20 protein-coding genes are annotated in these 20,645 nt (G+C 40.1%); 19 read left to right on the top strand and 1 reads right to left on the bottom strand.

What is annotated here, in order from left to right:
• The first annotated feature begins 1 nt into the window (after window position 1).
• From LX80_RS08760 to asnB, 15 genes are all read left to right on the top strand, one after another.
• Window positions 2–760, top strand: a complete 759-nt coding sequence (locus tag LX80_RS08760; RefSeq protein WP_146250443.1) for a hypothetical protein — start codon at window positions 2–4, stop codon at window positions 758–760.
• A 3-nt stretch (window positions 761–763) separates the two neighbouring features.
• Entirely contained in the window at window positions 764–1,816 is a 1,053-nt protein-coding gene (locus LX80_RS08755) for an NAD-dependent epimerase/dehydratase family protein (RefSeq protein ID WP_111295353.1), read from the top strand.
• 4 nt (window positions 1,817–1,820) lie between these two features.
• Window positions 1,821–2,993: a glycosyltransferase family protein gene (locus LX80_RS08750; RefSeq protein WP_111295351.1), complete on the top strand. Its 1,173-nt coding sequence runs from the start codon at window positions 1,821–1,823 to the stop codon at window positions 2,991–2,993.
• An 8-nt stretch (window positions 2,994–3,001) separates the two neighbouring features.
• Window positions 3,002–3,916, top strand: a complete 915-nt coding sequence (locus tag LX80_RS08745; protein WP_111295349.1) for a DUF6625 family protein — start codon at window positions 3,002–3,004, stop codon at window positions 3,914–3,916.
• A complete protein-coding gene (locus tag LX80_RS08740) occupies window positions 3,916–4,710 on the top strand; it encodes an FkbM family methyltransferase (RefSeq protein ID WP_111295347.1) in 795 nt (264 codons plus the stop codon). The genes LX80_RS08745 and LX80_RS08740 overlap by 1 nt, the downstream gene beginning before the upstream one ends.
• Before the next feature lie 8 nt (window positions 4,711–4,718).
• Window positions 4,719–5,561, top strand: coding sequence for a glycosyltransferase family 2 protein (locus LX80_RS08735; RefSeq protein ID WP_111295345.1), 843 nt, complete (start codon window positions 4,719–4,721; stop codon window positions 5,559–5,561).
• Entirely contained in the window at window positions 5,548–6,645 is a 1,098-nt protein-coding gene (locus LX80_RS08730) for a glycosyltransferase family 4 protein (protein WP_111295343.1), read from the top strand. Before LX80_RS08735 ends, LX80_RS08730 begins: the two co-directional genes overlap by 14 nt.
• Before the next feature lie 256 nt (window positions 6,646–6,901).
• Window positions 6,902–7,960, top strand: a complete 1,059-nt coding sequence (locus tag LX80_RS08725) for a glycosyltransferase family protein (protein WP_111295341.1) — start codon at window positions 6,902–6,904, stop codon at window positions 7,958–7,960.
• A gap of 3 nt (window positions 7,961–7,963) precedes the next feature.
• The gene (locus LX80_RS08720; protein WP_111295339.1) at window positions 7,964–8,860 is read left to right on the top strand and encodes a glycosyltransferase family 2 protein; all 897 of its coding nucleotides are present in this window, start codon (window positions 7,964–7,966) and stop codon (window positions 8,858–8,860) included.
• Window positions 8,861–8,890: 30 nt separating this feature from the next.
• Window positions 8,891–9,520 carry a class I SAM-dependent methyltransferase gene (locus LX80_RS08715; protein ID WP_111295337.1) on the top strand — a complete coding sequence of 210 codons (630 nt, stop codon included), beginning with the start codon at window positions 8,891–8,893 and terminating at the stop codon, window positions 9,518–9,520.
• Window positions 9,521–9,661: 141 nt separating this feature from the next.
• Entirely contained in the window at window positions 9,662–10,924 is a 1,263-nt protein-coding gene (locus tag LX80_RS08710; RefSeq protein ID WP_111295335.1) for a hypothetical protein, read from the top strand.
• A gap of 141 nt (window positions 10,925–11,065) precedes the next feature.
• Window positions 11,066–12,064, top strand: coding sequence for a glycosyltransferase family 4 protein (locus LX80_RS08705; RefSeq protein WP_111295333.1), 999 nt, complete (start codon window positions 11,066–11,068; stop codon window positions 12,062–12,064).
• Window positions 12,065–12,067: 3 nt separating this feature from the next.
• Entirely contained in the window at window positions 12,068–13,300 is a 1,233-nt protein-coding gene (locus LX80_RS08700) for a glycosyltransferase family 4 protein (protein ID WP_111295331.1), read from the top strand.
• Window positions 13,297–14,445 (top strand): glycosyltransferase family 4 protein, encoded by a 1,149-nt coding sequence (locus LX80_RS08695; RefSeq protein ID WP_111295329.1) that lies wholly within the window; start codon window positions 13,297–13,299, stop codon window positions 14,443–14,445. The genes LX80_RS08700 and LX80_RS08695 overlap by 4 nt, the downstream gene beginning before the upstream one ends.
• 77 nt (window positions 14,446–14,522) lie before the next feature.
• Window positions 14,523–16,307: an asparagine synthase (glutamine-hydrolyzing) gene (asnB, locus tag LX80_RS08690; protein ID WP_111295327.1), complete on the top strand. Its 1,785-nt coding sequence runs from the start codon at window positions 14,523–14,525 to the stop codon at window positions 16,305–16,307.
• Here asnB and LX80_RS14380 read toward each other — a convergent pair.
• The gene (locus LX80_RS14380; protein ID WP_146250441.1) at window positions 16,304–16,645 is read right to left on the bottom strand and encodes a hypothetical protein; all 342 of its coding nucleotides are present in this window, start codon (window positions 16,643–16,645) and stop codon (window positions 16,304–16,306) included. The two genes, asnB and LX80_RS14380, sit on opposite strands and share 4 nt — an antisense overlap.
• 90 nt (window positions 16,646–16,735) lie before the next feature.
• On the opposite strand from LX80_RS14380, the gene LX80_RS08685 reads away from it, so the two are divergent.
• From LX80_RS08685 to LX80_RS08670, 4 genes are read left to right on the top strand one after another with little or no spacing between them, the layout of a single operon-like run.
• On the top strand, window positions 16,736–17,869 hold the full coding sequence (locus tag LX80_RS08685; RefSeq protein WP_111295325.1) for a glycosyltransferase family 4 protein: 1,134 nt from the start codon (window positions 16,736–16,738) through the stop codon (window positions 17,867–17,869).
• Between the two features lie 48 nt (window positions 17,870–17,917).
• Window positions 17,918–19,075, top strand: a complete 1,158-nt coding sequence (locus tag LX80_RS08680) for a glycosyltransferase (RefSeq protein WP_111295323.1) — start codon at window positions 17,918–17,920, stop codon at window positions 19,073–19,075.
• A gap of 8 nt (window positions 19,076–19,083) precedes the next feature.
• Window positions 19,084–19,638, top strand: coding sequence for a WcaF family extracellular polysaccharide biosynthesis acetyltransferase (locus LX80_RS08675; RefSeq protein ID WP_111295677.1), 555 nt, complete (start codon window positions 19,084–19,086; stop codon window positions 19,636–19,638).
• Window positions 19,639–19,646: 8 nt separating this feature from the next.
• A complete protein-coding gene (locus LX80_RS08670) occupies window positions 19,647–20,390 on the top strand; it encodes a glycosyltransferase family 2 protein (protein ID WP_111295321.1) in 744 nt (247 codons plus the stop codon).
• The last annotated feature ends 255 nt before the right edge of the window (window positions 20,391–20,645 follow it).

Genomic DNA, 20,645 nt, shown 5'->3' with positions numbered 1-20,645 from the left:
AATGAAAACAAAAAAAAGAGTTGTCTCTTACTCCCTCTATGGCTCAAAGCCCATGTATTTATTAGGGGCAATTGAAAATATTAAGACCGCTGCTTGGCTGTTTCCTGATTTTATTTGCCGATTTTATGTAGATGATACCGTGCCGGCAACTTTTCTGGAACAAATCAAACAATATAAAAATGTGGAGGTAATTGATATGACGGGTTCCAACTTGCCCAAGATGACCTGGCGATTTTTACCCGCCGATGATTCCAATGTGGAACTTTTTCTTTCTCGTGATGCTGATTCCCGATTATCAACCAGAGAAAAATGGATAATAGAAGATTGGATGCAGCATGGAAAACAATTTCTGTTAATTAAAGATCATCCAGTATTTTATAAAGGTTTTCTTATGATGGGCGGACTTTGGGGGATGAAAAATCTTTTTCCCTATGGCATGGAACAAATGATTCGAAACTGGTGGCAGCAATATCCTCAGGCAGGTCTAGAAATTTATAATGATGACCAACACTTTTTAAGTTCTGTTATTTACCCTGCTATTCTTGATGAATTAAGTTATTATGACAATTACAACTTAAACGGACTGCCCTTTGCGCAGAAAATAAAAATTCGGCGCAAGAATTTTCATTTTATTGGGGAAGCCTTTGATGAAAATAACCAAAGGTTGGGTCATTATAAAGAATTAAGGAATTATCATTTAAAACAATTAGGTTTACCGGGTAAATGGTTTGTAAAATTATTATATAAATTAAAAGTTTAAATAGTGAAAACATTATTAGTCACCGGTTCTTCCGGATTGGTGGGCAGCGAGGTTTGCCTGTATTTTGCCCAACAGGGGTATAAAATACATGGGGTGGACAATAACCAACGGGCGGTATTTTTTGGTCCGGCAGGCGACACCCGCTGGAACCAACAACGCCTGTTGCACAGCATTTCCGGCTTTCGCCACCATGAAATTGATGTGCGCAACCGCAGCGCCATCCTCGATTTGGTAAAAACCATCCGACCCGATGTGATTGTGCATACGGCTGCCCAACCCAGTCATGATAAGGCGGCGCAAATACCGTTTGACGATTTCGATACCAATGCCGGTGGCACTTTAAACCTATTGGAGGCCGCCCGACAATATTGCCCCGAGGCCCCCTTCATCCACATGAGTACCAATAAAGTGTATGGCGATGCGCCCAACCGAATTGCTTTAACGGAAATGCCCACCCGTTGGGACTATGCCGATCCGGCTTATGCCGAAGGCATCCCGGAAACTTTTTCCATTGACCAAAGCAAGCATAGTTTGTTCGGGGCTTCTAAAGTGGCTGCCGATATCATGGTGCAGGAATATGGCCGTTATTTCAATATGCCTACCTGTGCCTTAAGGGGCGGCTGTTTAACCGGCCCTAACCATAGTGGGGTTGAATTGCATGGTTTTCTCAGCTATTTGGTAAAATGCAATTGGGAAGGCAAGCAATACACCGTGTTTGGGTACAAAGGCAAACAGGTGCGCGACAATATTCACAGCTACGATATTGCCCGTTTTATGGAAGCTTTCATTGCCACACCCCGCGCCGGGGAAGTGTATAATTTGGGGGGCGGCAAAGCCAATACCTGCTCTATTTGGGAAGCCTTTCAAATAACGGAAAGTTTTACCGGTAAGGCACAGGTATATACTTATGTTGACCAACCCCGTGCCGGCGACCATATTTGCTATTACAGCGACTTGCGAAAAATGAAAGCCCATTATCCTGGCTGGGATATTACCATCAGCCTTACCGAAACCATTCGCCAAATTGTGGAAAGCTGGAAAAAAAGAGTGGGATAGTTGTATGCAAAAACGTATTTTAATCGTAACTGATTTTTCACCAAATGAAAATGGATTTGCCGGCCCACAAACTACCTATCATTTTGTAAAGCTTCTAGAAAAAAATTTCGAGTGTAAGTTATTAGTGCATCAACTTAATTTTAAGTTATTGGGGATTAATGAAGATTGGGTAGCTAATAAAGATTTTCAATTATTTGAGTATTTTATTGATGTAAATTGGAACAATCGTTTCTATAAAATTCTTAATTTTTTTAAAAAGCTGTTTAATCCTCGTTTTTTTCATTTTTCAAATAAAAACAAGGCATTTATTGTAGGATTTGAACCGGAAATTATCATAGGAATTCCAAATTCCCCATTTTTGTATAAAGCTTTAATTAACTTGAAAAGCCAAATTCCATATGCAAAATTGTTTTGTTACATAATGGATGATTATAAATTGTATGATGATTTTTTAGTAAAGAATGTCATACAAAAAAGTTTTAATAAAATAGAAGGATGGATTTCGATTAGTGAAAATATGGCAAGTCTGTTTCAAACTAAATTTAAAAATTTAAAGAATAAGTCATACACAGTTTTACAAAATCCAGTGCCCTTAGATAGAATGTTGACAAAGAAGACTTGGAGTTTTGGCAAAAAATCCATCAATATTGTGTATGCAGGTTCAGTATACCCCAATCATTTAGATGGATTATTACAAATGATAGATAGCATTAATGATTCTGATCATAATGTTTTTTTGGATATCTACACAAAAGAAGAATTTAGGCATCATTTTCAAAAATTTGAATCAAGCAAGGTATGTTACAAAGGAAGCATAGCCTATAGGGAGCTTACCACCATACTTCATCATTATGATTTTGGCTTAGTAACTGAAACTTTTACTGCAGAATTTGCCCATTTCGCTAGATCCTCTATTCAAACTAAAATTAATGATTATTTGTTAGCTGGTTGTATGATTATTGCATTTGGTCCTACTTATGGTGCTTGTGTTCAATACATCTTACAAAATCGATTAGGCCTTGTTTTAACAAATAATCAAAAAGGAAGCATTCTTGATTTTTTAGATAGTTTGCCAACCAAACAGGAATATATTGATCAATTGAGGGAAGTTCAGGAAAATTGGATAATTCGAGTAAAGGAGAGTGAAAATTTGCTTATACAATTATTAAACAAATAGTTCAAGGATTGAATAAAATTGCATTGATATTGCCATATTTCGGTCAATGGCCTAAATATAGTTTTCTTTTTTTCAATTCAATGGTTGATCAACCATTTGATTTATTGTGTTATTCTGATCATCCTATCCCCTTTGTTTCTGCCAAGAATATAATACATAAATCATGTTCCTTTCAAGAATTTAAAGCACTTATTCAAAAAAACTTAGGTATAAAAATTAATTTAAGGAACCCTTATAAATTATGTGACTTTAAACCAACTTATGGATTGGTTTTATCAAAAGATTTAAAAGGTTATAATTTTTGGGGCTCAATTGACCCCGATGTTATTATGGGAAATTTTATAAAATTTATTAATTATGATAGTTTAACTGGTATAGATGTATATAGTGGCATAACTAGCTATTTGTCGGGATCCTTTTTTTTAATGCGTAACAATGAAATTTGCAATAACTTATTCAAAAAAAGTAAAGATTGGGAAGTAGTATTTCAAAGCCAAGCATATATGGCTTTTGATGAGTGTGGCGGACATTTCTTTGAAGCTTTAAAAGCTGGACAAAGTATTTTTTCCTTATCAACACCTATACAAAGCATGACTGAAGTATTGTTATTAGAAGAAAAAAAACAATCTATAAAAGTGAAATGGGAAAACAGTATTTTAGAATCCAAATCTATAAAACCGGTACGCATTCAACAAAAGCAGATTTCATTTAATGGTACTGAATTTTTGTTATTGCATTTAATTTATTATAAAACTAAATTTTATTTTTATATACCTAAACATATTAATAATAAAGATTTTTATTATTTAAACTCGCTTGGTTATTTTAATAAAAAGCCCAATTGGATTAACATCACTTTCTCAAAAAATATTTTTAATGCTTTTAAAACGAAACTTCTAATAAATATAAAAAAGATTTGCTAATGTTTTTACGTAATTGGTATAATCAATTTTTTTCAGGTAAATTAAAATATCAGGAATTTTATAAGAAATTAGCTCATTTCTCAAAATATGGGATGAACATAGGATCGCCCATTTCAGTTGATACTAGCGGTGAAAGTTTTTTGTTACAACAGCTTAGTACTGAATATAAAAGTAAAAACGAATTTATTTTTTTTGACATTGGGGCAAATAAAGGTGAGTATACTGATTGCGTATTATCTAAATTTAACAATTGTCAGCTTTCTTGTTACTTATTCGAACCTCAAAAAAAACTCTTTAATGCTCTGCTTGACAAATATAAAAATGATTCACGATTAAACATATTTCCATATGGATTAGGAAGTAATGTTGAAGAAGTAAATTTATATACATTTAATGATATCAATACATTAAGTTCTTTGTATGCAACCTTTAAAGGGGAAGTTCAAGCTACAGGTGTTGAAAGAATTTCAGTGATAAGGTTAGATCAATTTTTAAATGAAAATGCTATTTCGCATATTAGTTACATCAAGATTGATGTAGAAGGTCATGAATTAGAAGTGCTGAAAGGGATGGGTAAGTATCTTAGCAATGGGTCAATTCAAAGAATACAATTTGAATTCGGAAGTTTTAACGTTAGCTCAAGAACTTTTTTTAAAGATTTTTGGGATTTATTAGCACCTCACTACCATCTTTATAGAATTGTGAAGGATGGTATTTATCCAATTAATCAATATGGTTTATATCTCGAGGTTTTTGATACTACTAATTATTTAGCCGTATTAAAAAAAAATTAATATGAAATATGTTTTTCTCTGTCATCATACCCACCTGTAACCGCAACGATTTATTGGCCAAGTGCTTGGCACGGTTGCAACCCGATATGCAAACGCTAAAGGGCGTGGACTATGAAATTATCGTAACGGACGACAGTACGGGAGAAGGAGCGGCTGCCTTAATAGCCAAACAGTTTCCGTTTGTTCAATGGACACCCGGCCCGCGCCGCGGCCCCGCCGCTAACCGCAACAACGGGGCCAGATTGGCGAAGGGGGAATGGTTGGTGTTTTTGGATGATGATTGTGAACCGGATAGAGATTTATTAACAGCTTATTACAATAAAATAAACAATAGTAAAAATTTTAAAATGGCACTTGAAGGGGCAATTATCTGTCCCATGAATATTACTAGTCCTTTATATAATAGTCCGATTAATGAAATTGGCGGATTATTTTGGTCATGTAATATTGTTGTTAGTAAAAATTTATTTTTTGAAATTGGATGCTTTGATGAAAATTTCCCTTTTCCTCATATGGAAGATATTGATTTGCACAAACGATTAAAAAAGAGGGAAATAACTATTCCATTTGTTGCGGATGCAAAGGTGTACCATCCGCCTCGCAGAATTCAATCGCCCAAAAAGCTGGCAATGGCTCAAGAAAGTCATTTATATTATTTAAAAAAAAATAATTTACCTATAATCAGTTGTAGGAGGTTACTTATTGCAACTAGTTATCACCGATTAATTCCCATACGCGACAGAAAAAAAAATTGGGATAGTTTAATTGCATTAAAAGAGTGGATGCAACAAATTTATTATACCTGGTATTTTTATCAGTTTCATTGGAAAAAGAAATATGGGAAAAAATAAGCCTCAATATTGGGTATTCACGAATTGTATGCCGGATGTTTATACCGGTTCGGGCTTGGTGATTCATCAGGTTTTAAGTGTTTTGGGCTCCCAAATCATTCGATACGATAATCCTGCAACCGGGAAATTTTTAAATATTTTACAGCCCCGTTTAAATAGTTTGCGTTTATCCATTGGTTGGCTATTGTTATTTGCCCGTCGAAAAAAACATGTTGCTTTCAATAGCATATTCGTAATGGGTGGTGAGGCTTGGTTATTTCTGTGGGTGTATCGGAAATGGTTCATAAAAAAAAATATTCAAATTATTCATTATTCTAATGGACCTGAAATCAGGTATCGACCTCATTTCAAACAAGAAAAATGGTTCAATCGCCTATTAACCCATTGGATGCGGCTGGCGTTTACCATTCCCGATAAAATAATAACAGTCAGTGCATCAGATAAAGATTGGTTGCTGCAACAACAAATTGTACAGAATGTACATATATTACCCCCGGCTTTAGATCCGGTATTCGACAGTCCCTTGCCATCGCAAAACGAAATCAATGCCCATGCAAATGCACCATTGCGGTTATTGTATTGTGCCCGATGGACACAGGCCAAAGGAAAAGATATAGTGTTGGGTATCCTGGAATATTTAACCCATCAGGCTATTCCGTTTCAGTTGACGCTGGTGGGGGTGGGAGAAGAAGCTGCAGTGCGGCAAGAGTTGAGCAAATTAAATGGAGCACATATTACCATCTATCCGTTGGTTCGGGAAAAAGCTGAACTGTATGCCCTATATTGTGCTGCACAATATCTTTTATTCCCATCGCGGGGGGAGAGTTTTGGCTTGGTGCCCTTGGAAGCCATGCGCTGCGGTTGTCGGGTATTGGCTACCCGCGTCGGGGTGTTAGAACAGGCACCCCATGATTGTTTTGTACCTTGTGATTTAAACACAGAATCGTTTATAAATGCTTTATTATCCTTACGCGACAATCAGCGCGTAGGAGAATTAATGCGGGAAAATGCTTTTCATTTTGCCGGACAGTTTGGTTTTCAAAACTTTCAAAATAGGTTAAAGCAGTTGCTGGGGGAAGAATAGGTAGTCAAAGATTATTACTATTGATTAGTGCCCTCATCAAATAAAACAGAAAATAAGTTTGTGCCAGAATCGGAATCATAAATAGGTAAATGGGCATATCTGTTGAAGTAGATTTAATCATAGAAAACATAGTAGTTGTGGTTGGTACCCTATTCAACTTCTTGTTTACGGGGCATGTGGTCGTTGAAGATAGCAGTCAACAACTTAAAAAATAGCTATTTAAAAAAATCTTTTTATTAGATTATTTTTTAAATCCATGGCATCATGCATTAAAAAGCATATACTACTCATTGCACCGCAATATCCTCCGGCCATCAATGGCTTGGGGGATTATGCTGCCTTATTGGGGCAAGGGTTAACCAATGCAGGTTATACCGTTCATTTTGCCGGATTGCCGCAACCCACTCCGGTAACCGTTCAACCGTATTGGCCCCTGCAAGCCAACGGTACCCATTTGCTGCAACTGGTACAACAACAGCAAATCCATACCGTTATCCTTAACTATTCCGGTTATGGGTATCAACGCAAGGGGGTTCCGCTTTGGTTGGTCACTGCATTGACAAAAGTGAAACAGATGGGGGTGAAAATCCTTATTTTCTTTCATGAACTCTATGCCAACGGTCCGCTTTGGACTACTGCGTTTTGGTTGCATCAAGCACAGAAAAAAATCTTCAAAGCCTTGTATCGTTTAACCGATGCCTCCTTTTGCAGTAACGGACGCATGGCTGCATTAATAACGGAGGCAACACCCGATAAAGGCAGAAAAAATAGTTGTATCGGTCTTTTTTCCAATATCCCTGAGCCCAATCAGTTGATCCCCTGGGAACAAAAACAACCACGCTTAATGGTATTTGGGCATCCGGCCATGCGTTTACAAACATATGAAGCATTGAGCCAATACACCCATCATTGGCTACAATTGGGCATTAATGAAATTATTGATATTGGAGTATCGGCAGAGGCAGCGCAGATACCTCGGTTACCTGTTCCCATAAAATTTTTGGGGGTATTAACGGCCGAACAAATTAGTGAAGAATTGCAGCAGGCTCGCTTTGGTGCCATGGTATATCCTGATGCGCTATTAGGGAAGTCGGGAGTATTAGCGGCCTATCTGTCCCATGGTCTTTTTGTGTGGAATGGTTTTAAAACCGCACAGCGGAGTGAAGATGGATTGGTGGCAGGAGAACACTATTGGCAATTACAAAAGCCTGTACCCAATAGCGTATCTTTAGAAAAAATAGCGAAACAAGGTTCAGAGTGGTACTATCGGCACAATTATCAGCAGCATTTACAACATTATTTAGCCTTCTTATAAAAAATGAATACAACACTAACGGTTTCTGTCGTTATTCCGAACTACAATACCTGGGAACTGGTGCAAAGAAATATTGAGGCCTTGTTACGGTATGATGAACAAAGGATTGCAGAAATTATTGTAGTAGATGATGCGTCTCCACTTACCAATCCCTATGATTTTCCGGAAAAAGTGATGGTATTAAGGAATCCAACGAATCAGCATTATACAAAAACGGTCAATCGCGGTTTAAAAGCAGCGAAAGGCGACATTGTGGTATTACTGGATTCGGATGCCTATCCGGTACAAGCATTTGTAAAGAGATTAGTGGACGAATACCAAGCGGAACCTTTATTGGGTTGTGTGGGATTTAAAACGGTAGACGCAATGGGGAGGGATAGTGGCAATTTCATGACAGAACCTTCCATTTGGAGTTTGGTGGCCGGACAACAATTGCACAAATACCTGGCACCCTACAACGTTTTTCGTTCTAAACGCCTATTGCCATTTTCATGTGCGGTTAGTTTTCGGAAATCCTGCCTGGAAGCAATGAATTATTTCGATGAAAATTTTCGTGTACTCGATGCGGACAACGATATAAGTATGCGCATCCATCGCAGTAATTGGAAATTGCGTTACAATCCGGCCTATGTTATTTGTCATACAGGTGGCAACTCTATTCCCCGCAATGGAAAAAGGGTACAACTGTTTTATGAAAGCAGATGGAAATTATTGGAAAAACATGGTAAAATAAAAGCTAAACCATTGGTTGCCTTTTTAATCATGGTAAGGCTATGGTTAGAAGCAAAACTGATTCAATTGAAAAAAAACAAATTAAAAGAAAATTTTGATGATAAATATCAAACCAGGTTAGGATTGATGCGAAAGTTTAAAAAAATGGCTTTCAAAATCATCCATTGACACATTATTATCTTATAAAAAGTATTCCCGATGAATTATGATCAAGCATATTATCAGTCAGTATATCAGCAGCATATACATCAAAACGATTATCATTTCAAACTTTCGAAATTTTACATGTATAATATTTTTGAAAGTAATGGATTTCATTTACAAAATAAAAAGCTGCTTGACTATGGTTCCGGACCGGGGCATCTAACCCTATCCGTTATGGCTGATTGTTATGATATTTCGCCCTATATTACGGAATATTTAATGCAACATAAAAGAGTTGCCTATACTTCAACTCAAGACATTCCCGATGCTTATTATGATTGTATTTTGAATTCTCATTCTTTAGAACATTGTGAGGCGCCCTTGAAAGAGTTGGAAATCATGCATCAAAAATTAAAATCGAAAGGGGTTTTGGCATTGATACTCCCCATTGAAAAGATTCCGGGAAACCCAACCAGTATGAAAGACATTCATCAGCATTTATATGCCTGGAATTTTCAAAATATTACCAATTTATTGACTTTAGCAGGTTTTCAAGTGCATCATCAAAAAGTGATATACGGGCCCACAGGATTAAAATATTTGAAGAATTTACGGACCATTCAAATGATTGGAAAGTTAAAACGAATATTCCCATCTATGCTTACAATCGCCCAAAAATTGTAAGAAATCATATAAGCGCTATGCCTATTTCGAATTAAAAATAGAATGAATTTTATTTAATTGATAAATGATCGAGGGAAATGGATTTTACCATTGTTCATTTAAGGGTTCACCCACTTTAAGCATAATACGTTGCAGGGAAATATGAAAAAATTTAATCAAACTTTTTTATTTTGTTTTTTCTTCACCACCCTTAGTGGGGTATTGCGCAAATGGGTATTTACTTCTACCACTGTAGGTAATATTATTTTTGGCCTGCAATTGCTATTGCCTGTTGTGTTTTTTTTCACGGCCCGGCGGGCATTGGGCAAGTTATTTCTGAATACTGTTTTTCCCCTTTACCTGCTATTACTGATAGTAGAAGCATTTAATCCGCTGAACCTCACCATTTACCATGGCCTGTTGGGCATCCTTGTCCATAGCTATTTTTGGGTGTTTATTTTTTTGTACCTGCAAAATAGAGAGGAGGTGGTCATTGAGCAGTGGATTTGGCCCGTATTGATTGCCTGTTTGGTGGAAGTGGTATTGGGCATGGTGCAATACCAGCAACCGGCCACCAGCTTCATTAACCGCTATGCCAATTTGGATGCCGTGGGAGGCAATATTGCCAATATTGGTAAGGCGGTTCGGGTAACGGGTACCTTTTCCTATATTGGCGGTTATGGGGCTTTTTTATTGTTTGTGCCCTTTTTGGTGGGCTATATTTTTAAAAAGGGATATTCTCCCAATATTGTATTGGGATTAATGGGGGCCGGATTGGTGGGCTGTTTCATGTCGGGTTCCAGGGGAACTACTTATATCTATGTGGGAGAACTGGCTTTGGTTATTTTGAGTGATTGGCGGAATTTCCGGAAAATTCGGCTCACGGCCTTATTCATTCCATTGGTCATCCTGGGTTTGTTTTTTACCCTTTATGGCAATTTCGGAGAAATCGGCAATAAAATTGCCACCGCCTTTGACAATTTCAATGATCGTCGGCAATCGTTGGCACAAAGTGGGGAAGAAGCTCGACGGATTGAGGGGGATATTCCCCAAATCCTGAATTTCCGGGGAAAATACCCGGTATTTGGAGTGGGATTGGGGGCTACTTATCAGGGGGCTACCCAGCTATTCGGTACCTCACCTTATGTTGAAGAATACGGTTTTATTGAGGGTGAATTGATTCGGGTGATTTTAGAGGGGGGCTTTGTGTTGTTCTTCATGCGGTTCTTCATGGCCTGGTACTTGGCCAGTCGCTTGGCCGTACCTGCCTTGTTAAAGTGGTTGGTATTTGGTTTGGTATTTTATGCCGTGGTATGGGTATTCAATATTTACAATGCTTTTTACCTGGCCTTTGGCATTATTTTAATTGACCAGACTTATTATCGCAGCGCTTCGGCAGCGGTTACCATGAAACCATGGCAATAGCAGGTTGGGTATTACAGCATTTTAAGAGATGTAACTCAACCGCCGATGCATGCTTTTGCCTGCAGTTACAAAAGGTAAAGCGGGAATGACAGTCGCCGCCTTCATACATTCACTTTTTTACACTAACTGATTGCATTCTACATGCGTATTGTGATTCGTTCTCTTACTTTTTTACCCAAAGTGGGTGGTTTAGAAAACATGATGCACCAATTGGCATTGGCTTGGGCAAGGCAAGGCCATACCGTTACGGTAATTACGGCAGTGCCCGAGGAAGCGGAAGCGCAACCCTATGCAGTGCTGCGCAATCCCCCGGAAAGCAGGGTTCGACAACTGTTGCGGAAAGCGGATTTGTATGTAGAAGCCAATATTAGTTTAAAAACATTTCGCACGGGTTTGCGGTTCCGGCGCAAATGGGTGGTAATACATCATTTGACTTATTTGTCATATCATTGGACCGGCATTGCCAAAAGATTACTCACACTGTTTGCCCACAATATCTGTTGCAGTGCTTATGTGGCTCAAACACTGCCCGGCAAATCGGTTGTAATACCTAATAGTTATCAGCCCATTTTTACCAAAACCAATACGGGAGAACGGCCCTATGATTTCATTTTTACCGGGCGTATGGTATCCGATAAAGGATTGGATGTGTTGATAGCTGCCTTTTTGCAATACCGCCAAATTCGGCCGGAAAGTCGTTTGTTATTGGTCGGCGATGGACCCGAGCGGGCCACACAACAGGCAAGGGTAGCCTCCGCCGGTATGGGAGATGCGGTTACCTGGGCCGGAGTATTGCGCGGTGAAGCATTGGTAGCTGCATACAACAGTGCTAAAATAGCCGTGATTCCTTCCCGCTGGCCCGAGCCTTTTGGCATTGTGGCCTTAGAGGCATTGGCCTGTGGTTGCGGGGTAGTGGCTTCTAACGGTGGTGGTTTGCCGGAAGCTGTAGGTTCTTTTGGATATTATTTTAAAAATGGAAATATAGAAGAGCTGATTATGGCTATGAAGCAAGCAGTTGCTGACTATCCCCAATTTCACGATAAATTTGATGCCATACAAACTTATTTGCAACAACACACCCCTGAAGCCATAGCAAATGCTTATTTAGCACAATGTAAACAATGGAATTTATTCAATTAAACTATGCAACCTACGAAGCCTCATATATTGCTTACGCATCCGGGAACACAATATGCCCATCGTTTGGCAGTGCAGTTATATAAAAAAGGGTTGTTATCTTATTTTGTTACGGGTATTGCAATAAGCAGCAAAAGTTATTACTATCATTTGTTTCGTTGTTTGCCCGGAAGGATGCAAAGAAAAATCAGTAACAGAATTATTCAGGAATTGCCCCAACAAAAAATTCGTTTATACCCCTGGTTAGAGTGGAAATATGTTCGGAAAAGTAAACAGGCTGCATATACAGATGCCATTTGGTTTGAACGTAACGCCATTTTTCAGCAACGTCTTTCTCCGCAATTACTAAAGGAGGCAGATGTTGTGATAGGGTTTGATACGGCGTCTAATATTTTAATTCAACGTACGCATCAATTTGGAAAAAAGTTTGTATTGGATGTAAGCATTGCGCATTCATTGTCTAAAGAAGCTATTTTTAAACAATTAGCTCTTGATTACCCTGACTGGTCCGTTCGGATAGAACATAAAACTGAGGCACATTTAGCCATTGAAGAGGAAGAACAAAGAACAGCCGATTATATTGTTGTAGCAAGTAGTTTTACGAAACAAACATTATTAGCCCATGGCGTTCCGGAAGAAAAAATAACGGTTATACCTTATGGGGTGAACCTTGAACAGTTTACTTCAAAAAAAAATTACTTAACGGATGGTCCTTTGCGTTTATTATTTACCGGAACTATTGATGCACGAAAAGGTATTCCTGTTTTATTGGATGTAATGAAACAATTGCAAGAACTGCCTGTTACTTTAACTTTGGTGGGCCCTGTAATTCCACAGGTCATTCAATTAATAGAATCCGCTAATTTGCCCAATGTAACAATTAAAGGTAAAGTACCGCATAGCGAATTGCCTACTATTATGCAAGCACACGATGTATTTGTATTTCCCAGTTATTTTGAGGGTTTTGGATTGGTTTTATTAGAAGCCATGGCATGTGGTTTGCCAATCATAACCACACCTGCTACAGCAGGACCGGATATTATTGAAGAAGGAAAAGAAGGTTTTATCATTCCCATTGGCAATGCAGCTGCCTGTAAACAGGCGATTCTTAATTTGCTGGAAGATAGGAATAAACTGGCCGAAATGGGAAAAGCTGCAGTAAAAAAAGCCCATACATTCACCTGGGATAGATATGGTAATGCTTGGGCAACTTTCATTCAAAAAATTGTATCCCCTTGAAAAAATTAGCATTTATTATAACGCATCCTATACAATATTATGCACCGTTGTTTCAACATATCAATGAAAGACAACGTATTGCTATAAAAGTATTTTATACCAAAGGAAAATTTGAACAATATTTTGATGAGGGTTTTGCTAAAACAATTGCTTGGGATATTCCTTTGTTGGAGGGCTATGAATATACTTTTCTTAAAAATTCTGGCGGCAAGTTACCGGGACAATTTTTTTCTATTGTTAATTCCGATTTAATACCGGCCATCGAAGCTTGGCAACCCGATGCCATTTGTGTGTTTGGATGGAATTATTATAGCCACCTTAAGGTGATGCGTTATTTTAAAGGAAAATTGCCTGTTTTATTTCGAGGTGATTCTACTTTATTAGATTCATTGCCAGGTTATAAAAAATTGTTACGCCGATTTTTTCTTCGATGGGTATATCATCACGTAGATATAGCGTTGGCGGCAGGGAAGAATAGTGCTGCATACTTTAAATGGTGCGGATTAAATGATGCTCAAATTATAGTGGCACCTCACGCCGTAGATAATGAAAGATTTGCTAACAGCGTTAATGATGATGAAGTAAGGGCTTTGCGTATTAGTTTGCAAATTCCAAGCGATGCAATGTTGGTTTTGTTTGCCGGAAAATTTGAGCCTAAAAAAAATCCTGCATTACTGATAAGTGCATTTCTTGAAGCAGCTTTAAAAAATGCTCATTTGCTAATGGTAGGGAATGGTGTGCTTGAAACGTCATTGAAGCAATTAGCAGGTAATGCTTCGAATATTCATTTTCTGCCATTTCAAAATCAATCGAAATTACCCCTATTTTACCATGCTTCTGATGTATTTGTATTACCCTCAGATGGTCCGGGAGAAACATGGGGTCTGGCTGTAAATGAAGCCATGGCTTGTGGTAAACCCATTATTGTAAGTGATAAAGTGGGATGCGCCATTGACTTAGTTGAACCCGGAAAGAATGGATGGATTTTTCCTCATGGTAATCAACCCGCTTTAGTGGAGGTATTACGAAAATTGAATAATCGAGAACTTGCTAAAAATATGGGGCATTCTTCTCAACAAAAAATTGCCCATTTTTCTTTCACGAATATTGCTTCCTCCATAGAGGGTTGTATAACAAAAAATTAATGGATTAGGAATGCTCTATTTTAAGTACAAATAACTATTTTTAATCATTCCTATTCATTTCAAACCCTGTCAACCCTATGTGTCGCATTGCCGGAATCGTACATCGTTATCAAACGCCCTCGGAGGCCGATATCATGCGCATGCGGGATGCCATGCAACGGGGTGGGCCTGACGATGCCGGTATTTATGTGAACAATACCCATCATATGGCTTTGGGGCATCGGCGCTTATCCTTATTAGATTTGTCTCCGGCCGGCCATCAGCCCATGTTCAGCACCGATGGTAAACTGGTATTGGTGTTCAATGGCGAAATATATAATTTCCGGGAACTGCGTACCACCTTACAAACCATGGGATATGCCTTTCATACCGGTACCGATACGGAAGTGATTCTTTATGCCTACCAAGCCTGGGGGAACGATTGTTGGGCAAAATTGGAAGGCATGTTTGCCCTGGCTGTTGTTGATTTCAATACCCAAAACCTGGTATTGGTGCGCGACCATGCCGGGATAAAACCGCTGTATTACAGCATTTCGGACGAGCAACTGGTATTTGCCTCTGAAATCAGGGCCTTCAAAGCCTTGCAACCCCAATGGCCGGAAAATGCCGATTGGCGCAAATATTTTTTATTGTACGGCCACCTGCCCGAGCCGGTAACTACCTTAACCAACGTAATACCCTTGGCGAAAGGTAGTTATTTAACCTATCATTGGCCTTCGGCTACACAAATCCTGCAACGCTACCACACCCGCTATTATTTATATACCCAATACAACCGCGAAGCTGCCGTAGCGGAAGTACGCAGTGCCTTAACCCGGGCAGTGGAGCGGCATTTAGTGGCCGATGCACCCGTGGGGTTATTTTTAAGCGGCGGCATTGATTCCAGCATATTAACCTTGTTGGCTCAACCGGTATTGCATCACCGTTTGAAAACCCTTTCCATTGTATTTGATGAAACCGCTTTTTCTGAAAAGCAATACCAGGATATCATCATACAAAAAACAGGTGCCCATCACCGGTCGTTTGTCATTAGCCAAAATGATTTTCAGGAAAGTCTGCCCGATATTTTGCAGGCGATGGACCAACCCAGTACCGATGGCATTAATTCCTATTTCATTAGTAAAAAAGCCAAAGAATATGGGTTAACGGCCGTATTAAGTGGCATTGGTGCCGATGAATTATTTGGCGGTTACCCCTCTTTTCATCGCAGCAATATGATGGATGCTGCTTTGCATACTCCCAAATGGATGTTGGCCTTAACCGGACTGTTGGGTAAGGGAAAGTTTAAGCGATTTGCTTTTTTGCAGTTTAAGTCGGTATTGGGGTATTATTTGTTTAACCGCGGTTTTTTTATTCCCGCACAGGTGGCGCAGTTATTAGATTGTACCGAAAAAGAAGTGATTGATTGTATTCATCGCTTTACCGTGCCGCCTTTCACCCAATATTTAGATGATGGGGAAAAAGTGAGTTATGCGGAAACCAATTGGTACATGCAAAATCAGTTGTTGAAAGACACCGATTATATGAGTATGTGGCATAGTGTAGAAGTGCGGGTGCCTTTTTTAGACAAGCCATTAATGGATTTAGTGTATGGTATTGCTCCGGAGATTAGGTATAGCCGGCAACAAAGCAAAGCCTTGTTGATTGATGCGTTTAAGGATGTATTACCGCAAGCCATTTGGGATAGGCCCAAGCAAGGGTTTGTGTTCCCATTCGGTGACTGGATGGCACAAATGGCCCTGCATTATAATGATACAACACTGAAAGCCATGCAGCAACAGTTATTGCGGCATCGGCTGCACTGGAGCCATTTTTGGGCTTATTTTTTAGCCGGTCCCTCTGTGATGGCATCAGCCTTTTAAAGTGCATAACAAAGCGTGGATGGTTGCTGTGCAGCAGCTGCATGGCTTAAGAAGATTCCTGCCAATGACAGTAGCCGTCCCGATGGTATTTCCAACCCTATTGGCCGATAGGTTGATTGAATAAAAAAACATACAAATGGTGCCGTTGTATCAACTGAAATGAGGCAGAATCCGGGAAACATGGCGGGAGGGGACACCCGCCACCAGGGAAAGGATTGGTTAGAGGGGCATTCACCGGAACGGAAGGAATGAGGCTGTTGTGCGTGTGTGTACCAAGCACCGGTGAAAACATTTTCCTGCCGTTTCTGGCTTGCTCGAAAAGTAAACTTCCCTTCCATTACATACCTTTATCCCATTTTTAAAACCAATGTTCACTAAAACTGCGTCAATAACACATTCATAGGTTCAGCAGATTATCCATACCCCTCATGCATAAAGTATTATTTCTGTATCTCAAAGCTTTTTCCTTTACCGGCGGTATTGAAAAATTCAACCGCAACTTCATGAAAGCCCTGCATGAATTGAGTGTGGATGGGGTAATTCAGGCAGAGGCCTATTCCATGTATGATACGGAAACGGACCGCCGTTATTTCCCCAAAGGACGATTTAAGGGATTTGGCGGTAAGCGTTTACAATTTGTAGGGAATACCTTAATAGAAGCCTCTTGTTTTCGCACCATCATATTGGGGCATATTAATTTAGCGGTTGTGGGGGTGCTTATCAAAGCTTTTTTCCCGAAAGTGCAAATCATCCTCATTGCCCATGGCATTGAAGTATGGCAACCCCAAAAAGGCATGAAAAAATCATTATTGACAAAGTTAAACAGCATTTATTGTGTCAGTCATTATACCCGTGAACAGTTATTGCGACACCATGCGTTTTTACAACCCGAGCAATGCCGTTTATTTCCCAATACCTTAGATGCATATTTTACGCTTCCGGCACTTTGTGCCAAACCGGCCGATTTGTTAAGGCATTACCAAATGACTCCCGAAACAAAAGTATTACTAACGGTAACCCGTTTGCAATCGTCTGAAAAATACAAAGGCTATGATACCGTGGTGCGTTTGATGCCTTCCTTATTGCAAATGAATCCCCATATCCGCTATTACATCATAGGCAAAGCCGATGCGGCCGAAGCCAGGCGAATGCAACAACTGATAGAAACCCTGCAACTGCAACAACACGTATTTTTATTGGGTTTTGTACCCGATGCCTTATTGCAACAACATTATTTAATGGCCGATGTATTCATCATGCCCAGTCAGAAAGAGGGTTTTGGTATTGTGTTCATTGAGGCCATGGCTTGCGGCTTACCGGTCATTGCCGGGAATAAAGACGGCAGTCGCGATGCTTTGTTGAATGGGCGTTTGGGAACCCTTGTTGACCCCACTGACCCGGCAGCTATTTTACAAGCTTTGCAACAAACAATATTGCAGCCACCCTTTATGAAAGGCGAATTATTGCAGCAGGAAGTATGGAAGCATTTTAGTTTTAAGGCTTATAAAATGCGTTTGCAACAGTTATTGGCGGGGGATGAAATATTGCCTTTGGAGGAATAAACATATGGAAGACAATTCAGTGAATACTTGCCTGTAGTTTTGTATGCAATGGAAGCAGCGATAAAAACCATACTCATCCTTAACCCCTATTTTTATCCGGGCTATAAAGCCGGTGGTCCCGTGCAATCACTGCTGCATTTGGTGGAGCATTTAGGACAACGGTACCGCTTTGCTGTATTTACCTCGGCACACGATTTAGGGGAAACCGCTGTGTATCCATCGGTGCAAACCAATCAATGGCAAACCCTTACCTTGAATGGGAAGCAGGTAATGGTTTGGTATGCTTCGGGGCGTATTACCCCAAAAGCCATGTTACAGTGCATTCAATCCTTGCAACCGAATGAGGTGTACATCAACGGGATGTATGGAATGCCTTGGTTTATTTGGCCTTTACAGTGGTGGAAAAAGAAAAAAATAGCCGTAGAACGCATGATTATTTGTCCCAGGGGTATGTTACAACCGGGTGCATTAGCGGTAAAGCCCTGGCGCAAGAAAATTTATTTCAAAGGTTTGGGATTACTGGCTTTGTGTAAAGGCGTGGTTTGGCATGCCACTACACCCGATGAAGCCGATGATATTCGGCGTTTTGCCGGACAAAATGCCCGAGTTGTGGTTGCGGCCAATATTCCCAAATGGCCATTGCAGCAATGGTTGCCGTCGCATAAACTACCGGGACGTTTGCAACTGATTTATTTGTCGTTGATTACGGAAAAGAAAAATTTGCTGTTGTTATTGCAGGCTTTGCGCTTATGTCGGCAAGCGGTGCAATTGCATATTTATGGTCCGGTGGTAGATAGCCGGTATTGGCAGGAATGTGAAAAGCAAATGCAGCAAATGCCCGCCCATATTCAGGTAGCCTATAAGGGCAGTGTACAGCCCCATGCCGTACAATCTACCATTGCACAATACGATGCGTTGGTACTGTTAACCAAAGGAGAAAATTTTGGGCATGCCATTTATGAAAGTCTCAGTGCTGCCCGTCCGGTACTCATCAGTACATTTACCCCCTGGCAAAACTTGCGGGAACAGCAGGCAGGATGGGATATTCCCATTGATGCAGTGCAACCAATAGCCCAAGCCATTGATGAACTGGCTTTGATGGAAACAAGCGAATGGACCGCATTTTGTGCCGGTGCACATACCTTAGCTTTGCAGACAGTAGAGCAAAATAATTGGGAACACGATTACGGGCTTTTATTCGATTAAACAAAACTATGCAACGGGTACAATTGAATCAATATGATAATAGCTGGTATAAACCCGGCGGAACCGTCCTGAAAAGGTTGCTGTGGTATTATACCAATGCCCTTGTGTTTAAAACGGCTTTATTTCCCTTTAGTGGACTGAAAGTAGCCTTATTGCGGCTTTTTGGTGCAACCGTGGGGCAGCATGTGGTGATTAAACCATCGGTTAATATTAAGTATCCCTGGCATTTAAAAATAGGTAACGAGGTATGGATTGGCGAAGGAGCCTGGATTGATAATTTAACCACCGTAAGCATTGGCAACAATGTGTGCATATCGCAACAAGCTTTGTTGATTACCGGTAACCACAATTATACAAAAGTGGCATTCGACCTGATGGTACAGCCCATTACCCTGCATAACGGAGTATGGATTGGTGCACAGGCTGTAGTAACCGGAGGGGTTACCTGTGGAGAACACAGTGTATTAACCCTTCGTTCCGTGGCCACGAAAGATTTATTGCCCTTTGGCATTTACAGCGGACATCCGGCTGAATGGATGAAAGAACGGGTGATAACCGATTAAGATAACACATGCTAAGCATTTCCATTATAACGCCCAGCTTCAATAATGCAGCTACCATTTTACAAACCGTGGAGTCGGTGGCTGCACAAACGGTAGTGCCGTTAGAGCATTTAATCATGGATGGGCAATCAACCGATGATACTGCACGGGTATTGCAAAATACGGCTGCCATTTATATTTCAGAACCCGATAAGGGTATGTATGATGCCATGAATAAGGGCATACAACGTGCAAAGGGAGAGGTGATTGGTATTTTGAATGCGGATGATTTTTATGCATCGAATACGGTTTTGGAAAAAGTGTTACAGTTGTTTGAAACTACAGAATGTGATGCGGTATATGGCGATTTGGTGTATGTGCAGAAAGATAATGTGGCGAAAGTGCAGCGCTATTGGGTAGCCGGTGCTTATACCCCCGGTGCATTTTTGAAAGGGTGGATGCCCCCACATCCCACTTTTTTTGTGCGCAAAAAAGTGTATGAACAATATGGATTGTTCAACCTGGATTTAGGTACGGCAGCCGATTATGAGCTCATGCTGCGCTTCATTCACAAATACGGTATTCGGTTAGGATATTTGCCGCAAACCTTGGTTTACATGCGGGCAGGCGGTGCCAGTAATGAAAGCCTGTTGGCGCGTTTCAAAGCCAACCGTAAAGATGTCATGGCCTGGAAAGTGAATGGGTTACAGCCCAAATGGTACACTTTGTATGCCAAACCCCTGCGTAAGTTGAATCAGTTTTGGAAAGGATAGTGGTAGGATGCATTTATTTTGCGGGGCAGCATCGTTTAATCAACATCTGTTCAGCGAAAGTATGGTATGGCTGTTGAATTGGTAAGGGTTTCCTAACACTTCGACAGCCACTAACGTAAATAGCTTTGTGTAGTATGCCTACTGTAGAAGGTTATGCGATGTGGTTGGTGGGGACACCAATCACTAGGAAAAAGATTGGCAAAAACTGATACAAGCTCAACCGCTCGGGTGCTCCCATCGGCCTCATCCGGTTGC

Source organism: Hydrotalea sandarakina, from assembly GCF_003254115.1.
Lineage (GTDB): Bacteria > Bacteroidota > Bacteroidia > Chitinophagales > Chitinophagaceae > Hydrotalea > Hydrotalea sandarakina.
Note: the sequence above shows the minus strand (reverse complement) of the source record. Positions and strands in the feature narration are given on the sequence as shown.